Here is a 17016-nt window from a genome sequence, read left to right as displayed (position 1 = left end):
TAGCAAATGGAACTGTCAGTATATAACATCAAAGGCGAAGACACCGGCCGCAAGGTTACCCTGTCTGACGCCATCTTCGGTCTGGAGCCGAACGAGCACGTGATGTACCTCGACGTGAAGCAGTACCTGGCCAACCAGCGCCAGGGTACGCACAAGTCGAAGCAGCGCAACGAAGTGCACGGCACTACCAAGAAGCTGAAGAAGCAAAAAGGCACCGGCGGTGCCCGTGCCGGCTCCATGAAGTCGGGTGTATTCGTTGGTGGCGGCCGTATTTTCGGTCCTCAGCCCCGCGACTACGGCTTCAAGCTGAACAAGAAAACCAAGCGTCTGGCTCGTCTGTCCGCTCTTTCGAGCTTGGCTAAAGATGGTAAAGTAGCCTTGGTTGAGAATATCACTTTGTCGGCTCCCAAAACCAAGGAGTTCCAGAGCATTCTCAACAGCTTCAAGCTGAACAACGGCAAGAAGACGCTGCTGGTAACCGGCTCGGTTGATAAAAACGTGGTGCTGTCGGCCCGCAACATCCAGCGCGTGAGCGTGGCTACCCCCGTGGCCCTGAACACCCACGACCTGCTGAACACCGACACGCTGCTGCTGTCGGAGGATGGCCTGACGGCATTGGAACAACTCTATACCACTGCTGAGTAATGAGCATCCTGAAAAAGCCCATCGTGACCGAGAAGGCCACGGCTCTGAACGAGAAAGGCCAGTACGCCTTTGAAGTAACGCGCGACGCGAACAAGGTTCAGATTAAGAAAGAGATTGAGCAACTGTACGGCGTGACGGTAACGGGCGTAAGCACCATCCGCACGATCGGCAAAGTGAAATCGAAGTTCACGAAAGGTGGCGCCGTTTCCGGTCGCCGCGCGCATGGCAAAAAAGCCATCGTAACCGTGAAAGAAGGCGACGTTATCGACTTCTACAGCAGCCTGTAAGGCTTGCTTCCCGCCAAGACATTTCCTTTAAGCAAGAGTAATGGCACTCAAAAAACTAAGACCAACATCACCGGGTCAGCGCTTCCGCATCGCCCCGGCCTTCGACGAGATTACTGCGTCGACGCCGGAGAAGTCGCTGTTGGCACCCCTCAAAAACTCCGGTGGCCGTAACAACTCGGGCAAAATGTCCAACCGCTACATCGGCGGTGGTCATAAAGCCAAGTACCGTATCATCGACTTCAAGCGTGACAAGGCCACGGTGCCCGCTACGGTGAAGACGATTGAGTACGACCCCAACCGCACCGCCCGTATTGCTTTGCTGCAGTACGCTGACGGCGAGAAGCGCTATATCATTGCTCCCGCCGGCCTAGCCGTAGGGGCAACGGTAGTATCGGGTTCGGGCGTAGCTCCGGAGGTAGGCAATGCCCTGCCCCTGCGTGAAATTCCGCTGGGTACTATCGTGCACAACATCGAGTTGATGCCCGGTGGCGGTGCTGCTATGGCCCGTTCCGCTGGCACGTACGCTCAGTTGGTAGCTCGCGAAGACAAGTATGCTACCCTGAAACTGCCTTCCGGTGAGATGCGCATGGTACTGGTTACCTGCATGGCTACGGTTGGTACCGTTTCGAACGGTGACCACATGAATGTACGTCTCGGCAAAGCTGGTCGTAACCGTTGGTTGGGCCGTCGTCCGCGCGTTCGTGGTGTCGCTATGAACCCTGTCGATCACCCCATGGGTGGTGGTGAAGGTAAGTCGTCGGGTGGTCACCCGCGCAGCCGTAACGGTATCTTCTCGAAAGGCCAGAAGACCCGGAACAAGAACAAGTACTCCGAGCAGCTCATCGTTAACCGCAAAGGCAAGAAGTAAGCAATGGCACGTTCACTAAAAAAAGGGCCGTACATTGACTTCCGGCTCGAGAAGAAAGTAACGGCAATGGATGAGTCCGGCAAAAAGTCGGTGGTGAAGACTTGGTCGCGCCGCTCGATGATTTCTCCGGATTTCGTTGGCCACACCTTCGCCGTGCACAACGGCAATAAGTTCATCCCGGTATATGTGACGGAGAACATGGTAGGACACAAACTCGGCGAGTTTGCCCCGACCCGTAACTTCCGCGGCCACATTGCCAAGAAAGATAAAGGCAAGCGCTAAGATGGAAGCAGTAGCTAAACTCCGTAATGTGCCCACCTCGCCGCGCAAGATGCGCTTGGTGGCCAACCTGGTGCGCGGTCAGAAAGTAACCCGTGCCCTCGGCCTGCTGAAATTCGAGGCTAACTCTGGTGCTGCTCGCGTTGAGAAGCTGCTCCTGTCGGCTTTGGCTAACTGGCAGCAGAAGAACGAGGATGAGCGCATCGAAGATGCCAACCTCTACATCAAAGAGATTTTCGTGGACGAAGGCCGTCAGCTGAAGCGTCTGCGCCCCGCCCCCCAGGGTCGTGGCCACCGCATCCGCAAGCGCAGCAACCACGTGACGCTGGTAATCGATAGCAAAGTAGAACCGCTGGGTAGCAAAGCTGCTGCTAGGCAGGCTGCTGAAACTAAACCAGCTGCTACCGTTGTTGACGAGGCTCCCAAGAAAACTCGTCGCAGCTCGGCTAAGAAATCCAACGAAAACACGGCAGAAGCCACCGCATAAGCACTATGGGACAGAAAGTAAATCCGGTTGGCTTCCGTCTGGGTGTCATCAAAGGATGGGACTCGAACTGGTACGGCGGCAAGGACTTTGCCGACAAGCTGGTTGAGGACGAAAAAATCCGCAAATACATCAACGCTCGTATCCCGAAAGGTGGCATCAGCCGCATCGTAATCGAGCGCACGCTGAAGCGCGTAACCATTACCATCAACACGGCCCGTCCGGGTGTAGTAATCGGTAAGGGTGGTGCTGAGGTTGATAAGATCAAGGACGAGCTGAAGCAGATTACCGGCAAAGACGTTCAGATCAACATCTTCGAGATCAAGCGTCCGGAACTCGACGCTAAGCTGGTAGGAGAGAGCATTGCTCAGCAGCTCCAGGCTCGTATCTCGTTCCGTCGCGCTATGAAAATGGCGATTCAGGCTGCGCTGCGCGTTGGTGCCGAGGGCATCAAGATTCAGTGCGGTGGCCGTCTGGGTGGCGCTGAAATTGCTCGTTCCGAGCAGTACAAAGAAGGCCGCACCCCGCTGCACACCCTGCGTGCTGACATTGACTATGCTCTGTCGGAAGCTCAGACGGTGTATGGCAAAATCGGCATCAAGGTGTGGGTTATGCGTGGTGAAGTATTCGGCAAGCCTGACCTCTCCCCGAACCAGCAGCCTGCCGGTGGCCAGGGTGGCGAAAGCCGTGGCAACGACCGTGGCCCGCGCGGTGAGCGTGGCGACCGGGGCGGTGACCGTGGTCCGCGTCGTGACCGGAACGACCGTGGTGGCGAAGGCCGTGGCGGTGATAACCGGGGCGGTCAAGGTGGTGGACAGCGTCGCGGTGGCGGCGGTGGCCAGAACCGTGGCGGCCAAGGCGGTGGTGCTCCCCGTCGCTAGCCTTTTTCATTTCTCTCGAATTTCAATTCAAGATAACTCATGTTACAACCGAAAAGGACCAAGTATCGCAAGATGCAAAAGGGTCGCGTGCATGGCTTAGCCCACCGCGGCAGCTCCATTGACTTCGGTTCGTTCGCTATCAAGTCGCTGGAACAAGCATGGATTACGGCTCGCCAGATTGAGGCTGCCCGTATTGCCATGACCCGCGCCATGAAACGCGAAGGTCAAGTATGGATCCGCATTTTCCCGGATAAGCCAATCACCAAGAAGCCCGCTGAGGTTCGGATGGGTAAGGGTAAAGGTTCACCCGAGTACTGGGTAGCTGTAGTGAAGCCCGGCACCATTCTCTTCGAATCGGACGGCGTTTCGCTGGAAGTGGCGCAGGAGTCGCTGCGTCTGGCCGCTCAGAAGCTGCCGGTGCGTACCTCGTTTGTTGTTCGTCGCGACTATCAAGAAGCTTAAGCAAGATGAAGAACACCGAAATCCGCGCCCTCTCCCTGGAGGACCTCAAAAACCAAATCAAGACGGAGCAGACCAACGGCCAGAACCTGCGCTTCGCGCACGCCATCTCGCCCTTGGAAAATCCGATTCGTCTGAAGCAAGCCCGCAAAAATGTCGCCCGTCTGCTGACCGAGTTGAAGCGTCGCGAGAACGAGCAGGCTACTAACTCTGCTAACTAACGATGGCAAGCAACGAAGAACAGCAGGCAACGACCGCTACCGAGCGGAACCTGCGTAAAGAAATCATCGGGCGCGTTTCTTCCTCCAAGATGGACAAATCCATCACGGTAGTGGTAGAAAGCAAAATCAAACACCCGATCTACGGTAAGTTCGTTACCAAGTCGACCAAGTTCATGGCCCACGACGAGAATAACGAATGCGGCGAAGGGGATACGGTTCGCATCATGTCGACCCGTCCGCTGAGCAAGAACAAACGCTGGAGACTGGTAGAAATCGTAGAACGCGCCAAGTAAGATGATACAGCAAGAATCCCGTCTGACCGTCGCTGATAACAGCGGCGCCAAAGAAGTTCTCTGCATTCGTGTCCTCGGTGGCACGGGCAAGAAATACGCCAGTGTAGGCGACAAGATTGTAGTAGCAATCAAGTCGGCTATTCCCTCCGGTAACGCCAAGAAAGGCGCTGTATCGAAGGCAGTAGTAGTTCGCACGAAGAAAGAAGTACGCCGCAAAGACGGTTCGTACATCCGCTTCGACGACAACGCTGCTGTACTGCTCAATAATAACGACGAGCCCCGCGGTACCCGCATCTTCGGCCCCGTGGCCCGCGAACTGCGTGAAAAGCAGTTCATGAAGATTGTTTCGCTGGCTCCTGAAGTTCTCTAAGCAATGGCAACGAAAACGAAAGCAACGCCCGCGAAACTGCACGTAAAAACTGGTGACACCGTTCTGGTGATTTCCGGCGACGAGAAAGGCAAAACCGGTGTAATCAAATCGGTGAACCGTTCGACGCAGCGTGTTATCGTGGAAGGCCTGAACCTGGCAACTAAGCACAACAAACCCAGTGCGAAGAACCCCCAGGGCGGCATCACCAAGATCGAGGCACCGATTCACGTGAGCAACGTGAAGCGCGTTGAATCGACCAACGCCTAACCCGCTCTACGACCATGGCTCGACTGAAAGATAAATATCAAAACGAAGTAGTACCTGCGCTCCAGGAGAAATTCCAGTTCAAGAGCATTATGCAGGTACCGCGTATTACCAAGATCTGCATCAACCGCGGCATCGGGGCGGCAGTAGCCGACAAGAAGCTAGTGGATAATGGCGTGGACGAACTGACGGTAATCACCGGTCAGAAAGCTGTTCCGACCATTGCGAAGCGTTCGGTGTCGAACTTCAAGCTGCGCGAAGGCATGCCCATCGGGGCCCGTGTTACCCTGCGTGGCAACCAGATGTACGAATTCCTCGACCGTCTGCTGACGGTTGCTCTGCCCCGCGTTCGTGACTTCAAAGGCATCAACGATAAGGGCTTCGATGGCCGTGGTAACTATACCCTGGGTATCAAGGAGCAGATTATCTTCCCGGAAATTTCGATTGACAAAATCAAGTCAATTGCCGGTATGGATATTACCTTCGTAACGACGGCTGAAAACGACGAGCAGAGCTACGAGTTGCTGCGCGCCTTCGGAATGCCGTTCGCTAACGCCAAGAAACAGAACAATGGCTAAGGAATCAATGAAAGCACGGGAGCGGAAGCGTATTGCTACCGTAGCCCGTTACGCTGAGAAGCGCAAGGCTCTGAAAGAGGCTGGCGACTACGAAGCTCTGGATAAGCTGCCCCGCAATGCTTCGCCCGTGCGCCTGCACAACCGCGACAAGATTGACGGCCGCCCCCGTGGTTATATGCGTAAGTTCGGCATCAGCCGCGTGCGTTTCCGCGAAATGGCTCTCGCCGGCAAAATCCCCGGTGTAACCAAATCCAGCTGGTAGTACCGCTGTCCTTGCCAAACCAGAGTTTTCTGTAAGGCATTGTTATTTGGCAGGTTGCCGAAAGAAACCATCAGCCGAGCCTTTAAAGGCCGAGTTGAGTAGTCTTAACCGAAAATTTCGTCGCCTCTTTCCGTGGCGGCGAAATTTTCATATCTTTGCGGCTCCCTAAAAATGGGCGCTTCATTTTCATAATCAAATGAACACAGATCCAATTGCCGACTACCTCACCCGGGTGCGCAATGCCATTAAGGCCAACCACCGGGTAGTAGAAATTCCGGCCAGCAACATCAAAAAGGAGATTACGAAGGTGCTCTATAAGAAGGGCTACATTCAGAGCTACCGGTTTGATGACGCCGCAGTACAGGGCACGATCAAAATCGCGCTGAAGTATAACCCGGCCACTAAAAAACCTGCCATCACGAAGCTGGAGCGTATCAGCACCCCGGGTCTGCGCCAGTACGCTCACGTGGAGAACCTGCCGCGCGTATTAAGTGGCTTGGGCATTGCGATTCTGTCGACGTCGAAAGGCGTAATGACTGAGAAAGAGGCGAAAGCCGAGAACGTGGGCGGCGAAGTGCTGTGCTACGTCTACTAATCTGAAAGGAAAACGAGACTATGTCACGCATTGGTAAACTGCCCATCAGCCTGCCCACTAACGTGCAGGTTGAAGTGAGCAACGAAAACACGGTAACCGTGAAGGGTCCGAAAGGCACCCTGACCGTTCCGGTTGACCGCGACATTACTGTAGCTACCGAAGATGGTCAGCTGGTAGTGACTCGCCCTACTGAGCAGAAGCGCCACAAAGCCATGCACGGCCTCTACCGTTCGTTGTTGAACAACGCTGTTAACGGGGTTAGCAATGGTTTAGAAGAGAAGCTGGAGTTGGTAGGTGTAGGTTATAAGGCTTCGATGTCGGGTACTACCCTAGAGCTTTCGTTGGGTTACTCGCACAACATCTTCCTAGCTCTGCCCAAGGAAGTAACGGCAACGGCTGTAACGGAAAAAGGTAAGAACCCTATCGTTACGCTGACTAGCATTGACAAGCAACTGCTAGGCCAGGTAGCCGCCAAGATTCGCTCGCTGCGCAAAGTTGAGCCCTACAAAGGCAAAGGCGTGCGCTTCGTGGGTGAGCAGATTCGTCGTAAGGCTGGTAAAACGGCTTCGAAATAACATCACACCATGGCTTTCGATAAAGCAACTAGAAGAAAACGGATCCAGCGCATCATCCGCACTAAGGTCGCTGGCACGTCCGAGCGTCCGCGTCTGTCGGTCTTTCGTAGCAACACGGGCATCTACGCCCAGATTATTGACGACACGAAGGGTCACACGCTGGCGTCTGCTTCCTCGAAGCACGTTTCGGTGGAAGGGGGCAACGGAGTAGCCCTCGCCGCCGCAGTCGGCAAAGAAATTGCCGCCCGTGCTCAGGCAAAAGGAATTTCGAAAGTGGTATTTGACCGTTCCGGTTACCTCTACCACGGCCGCGTAAAATCATTGGCAGAAGGAGCCCGCGAAGGCGGCCTCAATTTCTAACTCATCATGGCAGAATTTAACAACGGCAACCGTGGTGGTGGCAATGACCGTGGCGGTAACGACCGTCGGGGTGGTGGCAACGACCGTCGCGGCGGTAACGACCGGAACGCTGAGCAGTCGCGTACCGGTGATTCCGATCTAAAAGAAAAAGTGGTTGCTATCAACCGCGTAGCTAAAGTGGTAAAAGGTGGTCGTCGCTTCAGCTTCTCGGCTATCGTGGTAGTAGGTGACGGCAATGGCACCGTAGGCTACGGCCTGGGTAAAGCCAACGAAGTAACCGACGCCATTGCCAAAGGCATTGACGACGCGAAGAAGAACCTGGTGAAAGTACCTCTGTACAAGCACACGGTTCCTCACGTAATGGAAGGAAAGTACTCGGGTGGTTTCGTGCTGGTTCAGCCGGCCGCCGCTGGTACGGGTGTAATTGCAGGCGGTGCTATGCGTGCCGTATTCGAAAGCGCCGGTATTAAAGATGTACTCGCTAAGTCGAAAGGCTCGTCGAACCCCCACAACGTGGTAAAGGCTACCTTCGATGCTCTGTTGAAGATGCGTGACCCCATGCAGATTGCACAGGCTCGCGGCATCACTCTCTCCCAAGTGTTTAACGGCTAAGAGCAGATGGCGCAGATCCAAATTAAACTCGTTAAGAGCGTTATTGACCGCCCTGAGCGGCAGAAGCGCACTGTAAAGGCTCTCGGCCTTGGCAAGATCGGCAGCACCAAAGCGGTGGAAAACACCCCCCAGGTAGCTGGTATGATTGATGCCGTGAAGCACCTGTTGGAAGTAACCGAACTCTAGGAATCTCCCGAAAATGAATCTCAGCAATCTCCAACCCGCCGCTGGCTCCACACGCAATGAAAAGCGTATTGGCCGTGGTACGGGTTCCGGCCGTGGCGGCACGTCTACGCGCGGTCATAAAGGTGCCAAGTCCCGTTCGGGTTACTCCAAGAAGTCGGGTTTCGAAGGCGGTCAGATGCCTCTGCAGCGCCGGGTACCGAAATTTGGTTTCAAGAACATCAACCGCGTGGAGTATAAAGCCGTCAACCTTGACGTGCTGGCTGCTCTCACTGAGAATGGCACCACTACACTGGACGCTACATTCTTTGTAACGGCTGGCTTGGCTTCGAAAAACGCCAAGATCAAAGTTCTGGGCCGCGGTGAAATCACCAAAGCACTAGAAGTACACGCTCATGCTTTCTCGAAATCAGCTGTTGAAGCTATCGAAAAAGCAGGTGGCAAAGCTGTGACGCTGTAAGCCTGACTGGCAATGAACAAGTTCATCACCACGATTAAGAACATTTTTGCGATTGAAGATCTGCGTATGCGGATCTTCAATACGCTTTTTTTCATTGCCATTTACCGGCTGGGTTCTTACGTGGTGCTCCCCGGCGTCGATCCGACCCGGCTCACACAAGGAGGCGCTACCGGAGTCTTGGGTATCCTGGATACACTGCTCGGTGGGGCCTTCAGCCATGCGTCAATCTTCGCGCTGGGCATCATGCCTTATATCTCGGCGTCAATCGTATTGCAGCTGCTGACGATTGCCGTTCCTTACTTTCAAAAATTGCAGAAGGAAGGAGAATCGGGACGTAAGAAGATCAACCAGTACACGCGTATTCTCACAATCCCGATTGTAGCGCTACAGTCTGTCGGCTTTATCGCTACCATCAATGCAGAAGCCATCGTGAATCCCGGTGTCTTCTTTACAGTCTCTACAGCCATGATTGTAACGGCGGGGACGCTGTTTTGCATGTGGCTAGGAGAAAAGATTACTGACAAAGGCATTGGCAACGGTATCTCCATGATTATCATGATCGGGATTGTATCGCGCCTGCCTGGTGCATTGATTGGGGAAGCTACAGCCCGAACTATGCGCGGCTCGTTAATTTTCTTAGTTGAGCTGGTAGTATTATTTCTGGTGGTTATGGCGGTTATCATCCTTACGCAGGCTGTTCGTCAAATCCCGGTACAATACGCTAAGCAAATTGGTGGCGCCGCCAGCCTCAGTTCACAGCGGCAATACATTCCGATGAAAGTGAATGCGGCTGGTGTTATGCCGATTATATTCGCTCAGTCGCTGATGTTCGTGCCGGCTATTGCTGCCTCCGCTTGGAACAAAAACAGCGACGCAGCGACACTCATTGGTACTTGGTTCCAACCAAACCACTGGGTGTATAACGTCGTGTTCGGTTTGCTTATCATCATCTTCACGTATTTCTACACAGCTATTAGCGTCAATCCTAATCAGATTGCGGATGACCTGAAGCGTAGTGGTGGATTCATCCCAGGTGTAAAGCCTGGACGTGATACTTCGGAGTACATTGATGAAGTGCTGACCCGTATCACACTGCCTGGTGCAGTTGCGCTGGCTGTTATTGCCATTCTACCCTCCTTGGCTACAGTGGCTGGTATAACTCGACCATTCGCCCAGTTTTATGGTGGTACTTCGCTTATCATCATGGTGGGGGTAGTGCTAGATACCATGAACCAAGTGAAGAGCTACCTCCTCATGCGTCACTATGATGGCATGATGAAAACTGGTAAGGTGCGGGGCCGCTCACAAAATATTGCCCTCGCTTCGTAAGATGATTTTTTACAAGACTGAGGAAGAAATAGAACTCATGCGGGCTAGCGCAAAAGTGCTAGCCCAAGCTCACGGCGAAGTAGCCAGCATGATTCAGGAAGGAATTACCACACGTGCGCTGGATCAGCGAGCTGAGGAATTCATCCGGGACCATGGCGGCCAGCCTTCGTTCAAGGGATACAACGGATTTGAGTATAGCCTCTGCATCTCTCCTAACTCGGTAGTAGTGCATGGTTTTCCAGGCGGCTACACGCTGAAAAGTGGTGATGTTGTTTCGATTGACTGCGGAGTTTTGCTTAACGGCTACCACGCGGACAGTGCCTACACTCACCCAGTAGGGGAGGTGGCACCGGAAGTGACTAAGCTGCTGGAGGAAACCAAAAAGTCGCTGTATCTCGGTATTGAGCAAGCAGTGGCTGGTAACCGAATGGGTGACGTGAGCTACGCTATTCAAAACCATGTTGAGAAGCAAGGTTACGGGGTAGTCAGAGAGCTAGTCGGTCATGGCATTGGTAAAAAGCTGCACGAGCGGCCTGAGGTACCAAACTACGGCAAACGTGGTGCGGGCCTAAAGCTGCAGACTGGACTAGTGCTTGCCATTGAACCTATGGTGAACCTCGGCAAAAAGGATGTGATTCAGGAAAAGGATGGCTGGACTATCCGAACCAAAGATCTGAAACCTTCAGCGCACTTTGAGCACACTGTAGTTGTTCGCAAAGACAAGGCGGAAATACTTACCTCCTTCGAATACATAGAAAAAGCCTTACAGTAGCCTTATGGCCAAACAAACTTCCATTGAGCAGGACGGTGTTATCCTGGAAGCCTTATCCAACGCCATGTTCCGCGTGGAGCTGGAAAATGGTCACCAGCTGATTGCCCATATCTCGGGTAAGATGCGGATGCACTACATCAAGATCCTGCCGGGAGATAAGGTAAAACTCGAAATGTCGCCCTACGATTTGTCGAAGGGACGAATTGTGTACCGTTACAAATAACCCGACGACATGAAAGTCAAAGCGTCAGTAAAGAAGCGTAGCGTTGATTGCAAGATCATCCGCCGCAAGGGCAAGCTCTACGTGATTAACAAAAAGAACCCGCGCTATAAGCAGCGTCAGGGCTAGTAGCACCAGACTTTTCAAGAAAGCACATGGCTCGTATTGCAGGGGTAGACATCCCAGACAACAAGCGCGGCGAAATCGCGCTGACCTACATCTTCGGCATTGGCCGTCCTTCTGCTCAGCAGATTCTCACCAAAGCAGGCGTTGACCTGAACAAAAAGGTGAAAGACTGGACTGAAGCTGAAGCTGGCGAAATCCGCGGCGTGATTGCCGCCGAGTATAAGACCGAAGGTGTGCTGCGCTCAGAAGTGCAGCTGAACATCAAGCGCCTGATGGACATCGGTTGCTACCGGGGTCTGCGTCACCGCAAAGGTCTGCCGGTTCGTGGTCAGCGTACCAAGAACAATTCGCGTACCCGCAAGGGCAAGCGCAAGACCGTTGCTGGCAAGAAAAAGGCTACTAAATAATCCGTAGCGGGAATCGGGGCCTGTCTTTTCGTATTAGAGACAGGCTTCAACACCTTCCGCAGTTTTTGCGATAACCAAATGGCACAAAAAAGAAAAGACAAAGCCAAAAAGCGCGTTGTCGTTGTAGAACCCGTAGGTCAGGTACACATCAAGGCCTCGTTCAACAACATCATCATCTCCATCACCAACAACAACGGCCAGGTAATTTCCTGGGCTTCGGCTGGTAAGATGGGCTTCCGGGGTTCGAAGAAGAACACCCCCTACGCAGCTCAGATGGCTGCTACGGACTGCGGTAAAGTTGCTCACGACCTTGGTCTGCGCAAAGCCGAAGTGTTTGTGAAGGGTCCGGGCGCTGGCCGTGAATCGGCTATCCGTACGCTGGGTAACGTGGGTATTGAGGTAACGACCATTAAGGACGTGACGCCGCTGCCCCACAATGGCTGCCGTCCGCCCAAACGTCGTCGCGTTTGATTTATTGAACCAGTCCGCCTGGTGGACTACCCTGAGCCGGTTTCGGCAGCTTCTCACCCCTGCGAAGCAAGTCGCCGCTTGGCTCGAACGGTTCAACCCCCTCAACACTCAACAATCCCGAAATGGCACGTTATACTGGTCCTAAAACCAAGATTGCCCGTCGCTTCAATGAGCCGATTTTCGGCCCGAGCAAGGCACTCAGCAAAAAAGCATATCCTCCGGGCCAACACGGCCGTGGTCGTCGTAAGAAGCAGAGCGAGTACGCTGTCCAGCTGATGGAGAAGCAGAAAGTAAAGTACATGTACGGCGTACTGGAGAAGCAGTTCGAGAACCTGTTCCACAAGGCTGCTACCCTGCCCGGCATCACCGGTGACAACCTGCTGGCTTTGCTGGAATCGCGCCTTGATAACACGGTGTACCGTCTGGGCATTGCTCCGACTCGCCGCGCTGCTCGCCAGCTGGTTCTGCACAAGCACATTACCGTTAACGGAGAGGTAGTAAACATCGCCTCGTACCGTCTGCGCGCTGGCGACGTAGTGGCCGTACGCGAAAAATCAAAAACGCTGGAGGCCATTACGACGAGCCTGAGCGCCCGTAACGCCCGCGCCTTCTCGTGGCTGGAGTGGGACGGCAAGGAGCTGGTGGGCAAGTTCATCAGCGCCCCCTCGCGTGACCTGATTCCGGAGAAAATCACGGAACAGCTCATCGTCGAGTTGTACTCGAAGTAATTTTTGGAACGGCCCGGCAGTCCGGGCCGTTTCTCTGCTTCGACTTTTTTCCTTGTTATAACTGGAACTGGGTAGCAGGCGGTAAGAAATTAGGCTACATTGGCCGCGTTCTTACTGTCTGCTATTCACTACTTCAACCGCCCCACTTATGTCAATCTTAGCTTTTCAAATGCCGGAGAAGGTGGTAATGGAGAAATCCGACGACTTCTACGGAACGTTTGAATTCAAACCGCTGGAGAAAGGCTACGGCGTCACGATCGGCAACGCTCTGCGCCGCATCCTGCTGTCGTCGCTGGAGGGCTATGCCATCACGTCGGTGCGCACCAACAGCGTTCTGCACGAGTTCATGACCATTGAAGGGGTGATTGAGGACATGTCCGAAATCATCCTGAACCTAAAGCAGGTTCGCTTCAAGAAAGTGAGCGACGCCATCGAGGATAAAATCACGGTGCGTGTAAAAGGGCAGGATACCTTCTCGGCCGGCGACATCAACAAGTTTACCACTGGCTTTCAGGTGCTGAACCCGGAGTTGGTAATTTGCAACGTGGACCCGGCTACCGAACTGGAGTTCGAGTTTACGATTCAGAAAGGCCGCGGCTACGTTCCCGCTGAGGAAAACAAGCCCGCTGACCAAGTGTTCGGTCAGATTGCCATTGATGCCATCTTCACGCCCATCAAGAACGTGAAGTATAGCATTGAAAATACCCGTGTAGAGCAAAAGACCGACTACGAGAAGCTCCTCATCGAGATTCATACGGACGGTTCTATTCACCCGGAGGACGCGCTGAAAGGTGCTGCCAACATCCTGATCCAGCATTTCATGCTGTTCTCGGACAGCACCATGACTTTCGAAACAGCCAAGGCTGAAGAAGAAGAAACCGTGGATGAGGAAACGCTGCACATGCGCAAGGTGCTGAAGACGCCGCTGGCGGATATGGACCTGAGTGTGCGCGCGTACAACTGCCTTAAGGCTGCCGACATCAAAACCCTCGGCGACTTGGTGCAGCTTGACATGGCTGATATGATGAAGTTCCGCAACTTCGGTAAGAAGTCTTTGACGGAACTGGAAAACCTCGTAGAAGAAAAAGGTCTGACCTTCGGGATGGACCTGAGCCGTTACAAGCTCGACGAGGAATAGCAATACCCGCGAGAATGGGCTGAAAGTGAAGCCGGTGCACAAGCACTTATTCACTTCAGCCCATTTTTCATGTCTAGGTATTTCGTACCTTTGCACTCCAATTTCACACTTTTCTAATCTAGTGGGCCCTGAGGGGCAACGGTTCTAATGTGATGGTAGCCTCTAGTAGCCTGCTCTCCGCCGTGGTCGTTGCTCGCAAGCTCACTGCTTTTTTCAATTTATGCGTCACGGTAAAACCATCAACCACCTCGGCCGGACAGCCTCGCACCGCAACGCCATGCTTTCGAACATGGCTTCGTCGCTGATCCTGCACAAGCGTATCACTACCACTGTAGCTAAGGCTAAGTCCTTGCGCAAGTTTGTGGAGCCCCTGCTGACTAAGTCGAAGAACGACACCACGCACTCGCGTCGTTTGGTATTCGCTGAACTGGGCAACAAGGAAGCTCTGAAAGAGCTGTTCGGCACGGTGTCGAGCAAAGTAGCTGGCCGTCCCGGTGGCTATACCCGTATTATCAAACTGAGCGATGCTCGTCTGGGTGACAACGCGGAGATGTGCATCATTGAGCTGGTTGACTTCAACGAAACTCTGCTGGAAGCCAAGAATGCTGGTGAAGCTAAGACTGCGGCTTCCACTACCCGCCGTTCGCGTAGCAAGAAGAAGGCTGACGCTCCGGCTGGTGAAGCGGTTGCTCCCGCTGCCGTGGTAGAAACTGCTGCTCCCGAGGACACTGCTACCAAGACGGTGCAGGAAGGCGAAACTCGTGACGAGGCGAAAGCCGACGAGGAAGCCGCTTCGTAAGCAGTAATTTTTATGATTTTAAAAGGGATGCTCCAGATAGAGCATCCCTTTTTTATTGATCTGTCCGAATTGAAAATTGTAGTAGCCCAGGCGAACGGGTAACTAAATGGAAAATTACCGCAATTCATCGGCTTTTCTCCGCAGTTCACTTGGTGTAAGCTGGCCGTTAGCCCTGCCGTAGCGTGCTTTGTACCGTTACTAGCCTTATTTCTAGCACCATTGTTCCGGACGTTAATTGAGTAGTTTATTCTTATGTAGCATTTCTTATGGCCGACCAGTACTGGTCGGCCATCATTTATTATACCCTAGTAGGGTGCAGCTATGAATACGGCTTCGGTTTTTGCGCCCAAGAAGAAGCTTTTCGAGCTTAGGCGCCGCGTGGCAACCTACCGGCAGCATGTGTTATTTTCGCTGTCAGTTTCCAGTGCTATGCTCTTTCAACATCCTTCCCGTTCCGATGTTCTGACGGTCGCTGCCTATTGGCTGGTAGCTACGCCTTTCCTAGTGTCGGGATACGTGTATGAGTTTGGCTGGATGTGGGGAGTGGCCGCCATGGCCTACAATATTGTGCTGGATACGGCGGCGGCCTATTGCGTAGTTTTCGGGTTGCTACCTAACATAATAGCGGCGCAGCATTGGCGACGGGCGCTGACCTTTCTGCCACTATTCCTGCTGGCTAGTGCCGTGCTCTACAATGGGGGCTACCTGTTGCTAATCGGGGAGAAGGCCTCCTGGACGCCGCTGGGCTTGCTGACGGGCCTGCTGCGGCACACCGTCAGCTACGGCTTACTGGCGTCGTTGCTAACGGGCAAACGGTATTTTGAGATGCAGCAGCGGCTGATGCTGGTGCAAAAAGTGCAGGCGGAAAACGAGCTACGCCACCTCAAAGCCCAAATCGACCCACACTTCCTGTTTAATAATCTGAACGTACTGCGCGGCCTGATTCAGCAAGATCCCGTGGCTGCCAATGAGTACCTCACGCACTTCGCGGGCCTGTATCGGATGCTGATCCGACACAAGGATGAGGACTTCGTTAGCGTAGGGGAGGAACTGCGCTTTGCGGATGAATATATCTATCTGCTCCGGCAGCGCTTTGGTAGCGCCTATGAGTTTCGGCGGGAAGTAGGCGAGCAGCTTAATCTAAATCGGCTGCTGGTAGTGCCAGGTACGCTACAGCTACTGGTGGAAAACGCCGTGAAGCATAACGCCGGCGACGAGGAAAACCCCTTGCAGGTTATCATCGAAGCCACCGCCACTACCCTGACCGTGCGCCACAAGCGGCGGCCCAAGCTCACGCCTGTTGATTCGACTGGGACAGGCCTCTCCAACTTGCGGGAGCGGTACCGGCTCTTATTCGGCCGAGATATTCTTATTGTGGATACCGCAGCGGTTTTTCTGGTATCCGTGCCCGTCATATCCCCAAAGCAAACGTGGTCCGCGTCGTTGTAAGAGCACCTGACCAACCGGCGTCGTGACTCGCTTGCTTTTCTTCTGGCAGACTACTCTGGTAACTAGGTAATGAACATTTTGATTCTGGAAGATGAGGAAGTGGCGGCCCGGCAAACTCTGCAGTTCCTGGAGCAGGCCGGGCTGGTAAGCAGCGCCCCCCCGGTGCTGCGGAGCGTGAAGAAAGCCTTGGTGTGGCTGCAGAGTAATCCAATGCCGGAGCTAATCCTGTCGGATATTGAACTGCTCGATGGCAATGTTTTCTCGCTCTATGAGCAGTTCCGTGTAACCTGCCCCATTATCTTTACCACTGCCTACGACCAGTTCTTGCTACCTGCGTTTCGGGGCAATGGTATTGCGTATCTGCTGAAGCCCTATACGTATGAGCAGTTCCGGGAAGCGCTACACAAGTACCATTTGTTGCGCGAAAATTTCGTGCCAGCGGTGCCTGCTACCCCCGGGTTGAGTCCCGAAGTGGTGCGGGAGCTAAGCCTAGCCCTGCGCCAAACCACGCAGCCCCAGTACAAGCAGCGCTTTTCCGTGCGCATGCGCAACGGCCTCTATGTGCTGCAGGTAGAGGATGTGGCCTACGTGCAAGCCGATGAAGGCGTAACCTTTGCCGTGGATGTGGCCGGCAACCGCTTTCCCCTGACAGGCACGCTGACCGAGCTGGAGCGGCAACTGGACCCGACGCGGTTCGGGCGGCTGAACCGCTCGGAACTGGTAAATATTGCGTTTGTAGAAAAGGTGGAGCCCTACTTTAACAACCGACTGGTGGTGAAGCTGCGCGGCAGTGAGGTGACCCTAACGACCAGTGCTGCCCAGACGCCCGAGTTTCGGCGCTGGCTGGAGGGGTAGGGAGGGGCGAGGGCAGCTAGGCGGAATAGCGAAATTCTGGGGCTGA

At 54.0% G+C, this 17016-nt stretch carries 30 protein-coding genes; all 30 read left to right on the top strand.

Annotation, left to right across the window (positions count from 1 at the left end):
- The first annotated feature begins 6 nt into the window (after positions 1-6).
- The 30 genes from rplD to K3G63_RS12105 all read left to right on the top strand — a co-directional run bounded on the left by rplD (position 7) and on the right by K3G63_RS12105 (position 16970).
- Positions 7-645 (top strand): 50S ribosomal protein L4, encoded by a 639-nt coding sequence (gene rplD / locus K3G63_RS12250; protein ID WP_220614397.1) that lies wholly within the window; start codon positions 7-9, stop codon positions 643-645.
- Positions 645-932: a 50S ribosomal protein L23 gene (rplW, locus tag K3G63_RS12245; protein WP_220614396.1), complete on the top strand. Its 288-nt coding sequence runs from the start codon at positions 645-647 to the stop codon at positions 930-932. The genes rplD and rplW overlap by 1 nt, the downstream gene beginning before the upstream one ends.
- Before the next feature lie 40 nt (positions 933-972).
- Positions 973-1800 carry a 50S ribosomal protein L2 gene (gene rplB / locus K3G63_RS12240; protein WP_220614395.1) on the top strand — a complete coding sequence of 276 codons (828 nt, stop codon included), beginning with the start codon at positions 973-975 and terminating at the stop codon, positions 1798-1800.
- 3 nt (positions 1801-1803) lie between these two features.
- Positions 1804-2082: a 30S ribosomal protein S19 gene (gene rpsS, locus K3G63_RS12235; RefSeq protein ID WP_044003251.1), complete on the top strand. Its 279-nt coding sequence runs from the start codon at positions 1804-1806 to the stop codon at positions 2080-2082.
- A gap of 1 nt (position 2083) precedes the next feature.
- Positions 2084-2566, top strand: coding sequence for a 50S ribosomal protein L22 (gene rplV, locus K3G63_RS12230; RefSeq protein ID WP_220614394.1), 483 nt, complete (start codon positions 2084-2086; stop codon positions 2564-2566).
- A gap of 5 nt (positions 2567-2571) precedes the next feature.
- On the top strand, positions 2572-3444 hold the full coding sequence (gene rpsC, locus K3G63_RS12225) for a 30S ribosomal protein S3 (protein ID WP_045688455.1): 873 nt from the start codon (positions 2572-2574) through the stop codon (positions 3442-3444).
- A gap of 39 nt (positions 3445-3483) precedes the next feature.
- Positions 3484-3906, top strand: a complete 423-nt coding sequence (gene rplP / locus K3G63_RS12220) for a 50S ribosomal protein L16 (protein WP_045688456.1) — start codon at positions 3484-3486, stop codon at positions 3904-3906.
- Positions 3907-3911: 5 nt separating this feature from the next.
- Positions 3912-4124, top strand: coding sequence for a 50S ribosomal protein L29 (gene rpmC, locus K3G63_RS12215; protein WP_220614393.1), 213 nt, complete (start codon positions 3912-3914; stop codon positions 4122-4124).
- Between the two features lie 2 nt (positions 4125-4126).
- Positions 4127-4417, top strand: a complete 291-nt coding sequence (gene rpsQ, locus K3G63_RS12210) for a 30S ribosomal protein S17 (protein WP_183402090.1) — start codon at positions 4127-4129, stop codon at positions 4415-4417.
- Position 4418: 1 nt separating this feature from the next.
- Positions 4419-4787, top strand: a complete 369-nt coding sequence (rplN, locus tag K3G63_RS12205; RefSeq protein ID WP_110976717.1) for a 50S ribosomal protein L14 — start codon at positions 4419-4421, stop codon at positions 4785-4787.
- 3 nt (positions 4788-4790) lie between these two features.
- Positions 4791-5054: a 50S ribosomal protein L24 gene (gene rplX, locus K3G63_RS12200; protein ID WP_139925674.1), complete on the top strand. Its 264-nt coding sequence runs from the start codon at positions 4791-4793 to the stop codon at positions 5052-5054.
- A 14-nt stretch (positions 5055-5068) separates the two neighbouring features.
- Positions 5069-5629, top strand: coding sequence for a 50S ribosomal protein L5 (gene rplE / locus K3G63_RS12195; RefSeq protein WP_220614392.1), 561 nt, complete (start codon positions 5069-5071; stop codon positions 5627-5629).
- On the top strand, positions 5622-5891 hold the full coding sequence (gene rpsN, locus K3G63_RS12190; RefSeq protein ID WP_110976720.1) for a 30S ribosomal protein S14: 270 nt from the start codon (positions 5622-5624) through the stop codon (positions 5889-5891). The genes rplE and rpsN overlap by 8 nt, the downstream gene beginning before the upstream one ends.
- 196 nt (positions 5892-6087) lie before the next feature.
- A complete protein-coding gene (rpsH, locus tag K3G63_RS12185) occupies positions 6088-6486 on the top strand; it encodes a 30S ribosomal protein S8 (RefSeq protein ID WP_045688463.1) in 399 nt (132 codons plus the stop codon).
- Between the two features lie 20 nt (positions 6487-6506).
- A complete protein-coding gene (gene rplF / locus K3G63_RS12180; RefSeq protein ID WP_110976722.1) occupies positions 6507-7061 on the top strand; it encodes a 50S ribosomal protein L6 in 555 nt (184 codons plus the stop codon).
- A 9-nt stretch (positions 7062-7070) separates the two neighbouring features.
- Positions 7071-7421 (top strand): 50S ribosomal protein L18, encoded by a 351-nt coding sequence (gene rplR, locus K3G63_RS12175; protein WP_183402092.1) that lies wholly within the window; start codon positions 7071-7073, stop codon positions 7419-7421.
- Between the two features lie 6 nt (positions 7422-7427).
- The gene (gene rpsE / locus K3G63_RS12170; protein WP_220614391.1) at positions 7428-8033 is read left to right on the top strand and encodes a 30S ribosomal protein S5; all 606 of its coding nucleotides are present in this window, start codon (positions 7428-7430) and stop codon (positions 8031-8033) included.
- 6 nt (positions 8034-8039) lie between these two features.
- Positions 8040-8219 (top strand): 50S ribosomal protein L30, encoded by a 180-nt coding sequence (gene rpmD, locus K3G63_RS12165; protein ID WP_110976724.1) that lies wholly within the window; start codon positions 8040-8042, stop codon positions 8217-8219.
- A gap of 13 nt (positions 8220-8232) precedes the next feature.
- On the top strand, positions 8233-8676 hold the full coding sequence (gene rplO, locus K3G63_RS12160) for a 50S ribosomal protein L15 (protein ID WP_139925678.1): 444 nt from the start codon (positions 8233-8235) through the stop codon (positions 8674-8676).
- 12 nt (positions 8677-8688) lie between these two features.
- On the top strand, positions 8689-10005 hold the full coding sequence (gene secY / locus K3G63_RS12155) for a preprotein translocase subunit SecY (protein ID WP_220614390.1): 1317 nt from the start codon (positions 8689-8691) through the stop codon (positions 10003-10005).
- A gap of 1 nt (position 10006) precedes the next feature.
- On the top strand, positions 10007-10777 hold the full coding sequence (gene map / locus K3G63_RS12150; protein WP_220614389.1) for a type I methionyl aminopeptidase: 771 nt from the start codon (positions 10007-10009) through the stop codon (positions 10775-10777).
- A 4-nt stretch (positions 10778-10781) separates the two neighbouring features.
- Positions 10782-11000 (top strand): translation initiation factor IF-1, encoded by a 219-nt coding sequence (gene infA / locus K3G63_RS12145; protein WP_022822146.1) that lies wholly within the window; start codon positions 10782-10784, stop codon positions 10998-11000.
- 9 nt (positions 11001-11009) lie between these two features.
- A complete protein-coding gene (gene rpmJ, locus K3G63_RS12140) occupies positions 11010-11126 on the top strand; it encodes a 50S ribosomal protein L36 (protein WP_045688470.1) in 117 nt (38 codons plus the stop codon).
- Between the two features lie 26 nt (positions 11127-11152).
- Complete coding sequence (gene rpsM / locus K3G63_RS12135; protein ID WP_045688471.1) at positions 11153-11530, top strand: 30S ribosomal protein S13; 378 nt, start codon at positions 11153-11155, stop codon at positions 11528-11530.
- 78 nt (positions 11531-11608) lie between these two features.
- Entirely contained in the window at positions 11609-12001 is a 393-nt protein-coding gene (gene rpsK, locus K3G63_RS12130) for a 30S ribosomal protein S11 (protein WP_110977283.1), read from the top strand.
- A 122-nt stretch (positions 12002-12123) separates the two neighbouring features.
- Positions 12124-12729, top strand: coding sequence for a 30S ribosomal protein S4 (gene rpsD / locus K3G63_RS12125; protein WP_220614388.1), 606 nt, complete (start codon positions 12124-12126; stop codon positions 12727-12729).
- A 148-nt stretch (positions 12730-12877) separates the two neighbouring features.
- On the top strand, positions 12878-13867 hold the full coding sequence (locus tag K3G63_RS12120) for a DNA-directed RNA polymerase subunit alpha (protein ID WP_220614387.1): 990 nt from the start codon (positions 12878-12880) through the stop codon (positions 13865-13867).
- Between the two features lie 220 nt (positions 13868-14087).
- A complete protein-coding gene (gene rplQ, locus K3G63_RS12115; protein ID WP_220614386.1) occupies positions 14088-14666 on the top strand; it encodes a 50S ribosomal protein L17 in 579 nt (192 codons plus the stop codon).
- 429 nt (positions 14667-15095) lie between these two features.
- The gene (locus K3G63_RS12110) at positions 15096-16115 is read left to right on the top strand and encodes a sensor histidine kinase (RefSeq protein ID WP_220614385.1); all 1020 of its coding nucleotides are present in this window, start codon (positions 15096-15098) and stop codon (positions 16113-16115) included.
- A gap of 69 nt (positions 16116-16184) precedes the next feature.
- Positions 16185-16970, top strand: a complete 786-nt coding sequence (locus tag K3G63_RS12105) for a LytTR family DNA-binding domain-containing protein (RefSeq protein ID WP_220614384.1) — start codon at positions 16185-16187, stop codon at positions 16968-16970.
- Positions 16971-17016 lie beyond the last annotated feature (46 nt).

The sequence above is a fragment of the Hymenobacter sp. HSC-4F20 genome (assembly GCF_019599275.1).
Taxonomy (GTDB): Bacteria; Bacteroidota; Bacteroidia; order Cytophagales; family Hymenobacteraceae; genus Hymenobacter.
This window is presented reverse-complemented; position numbering and strand designations above follow the sequence as displayed.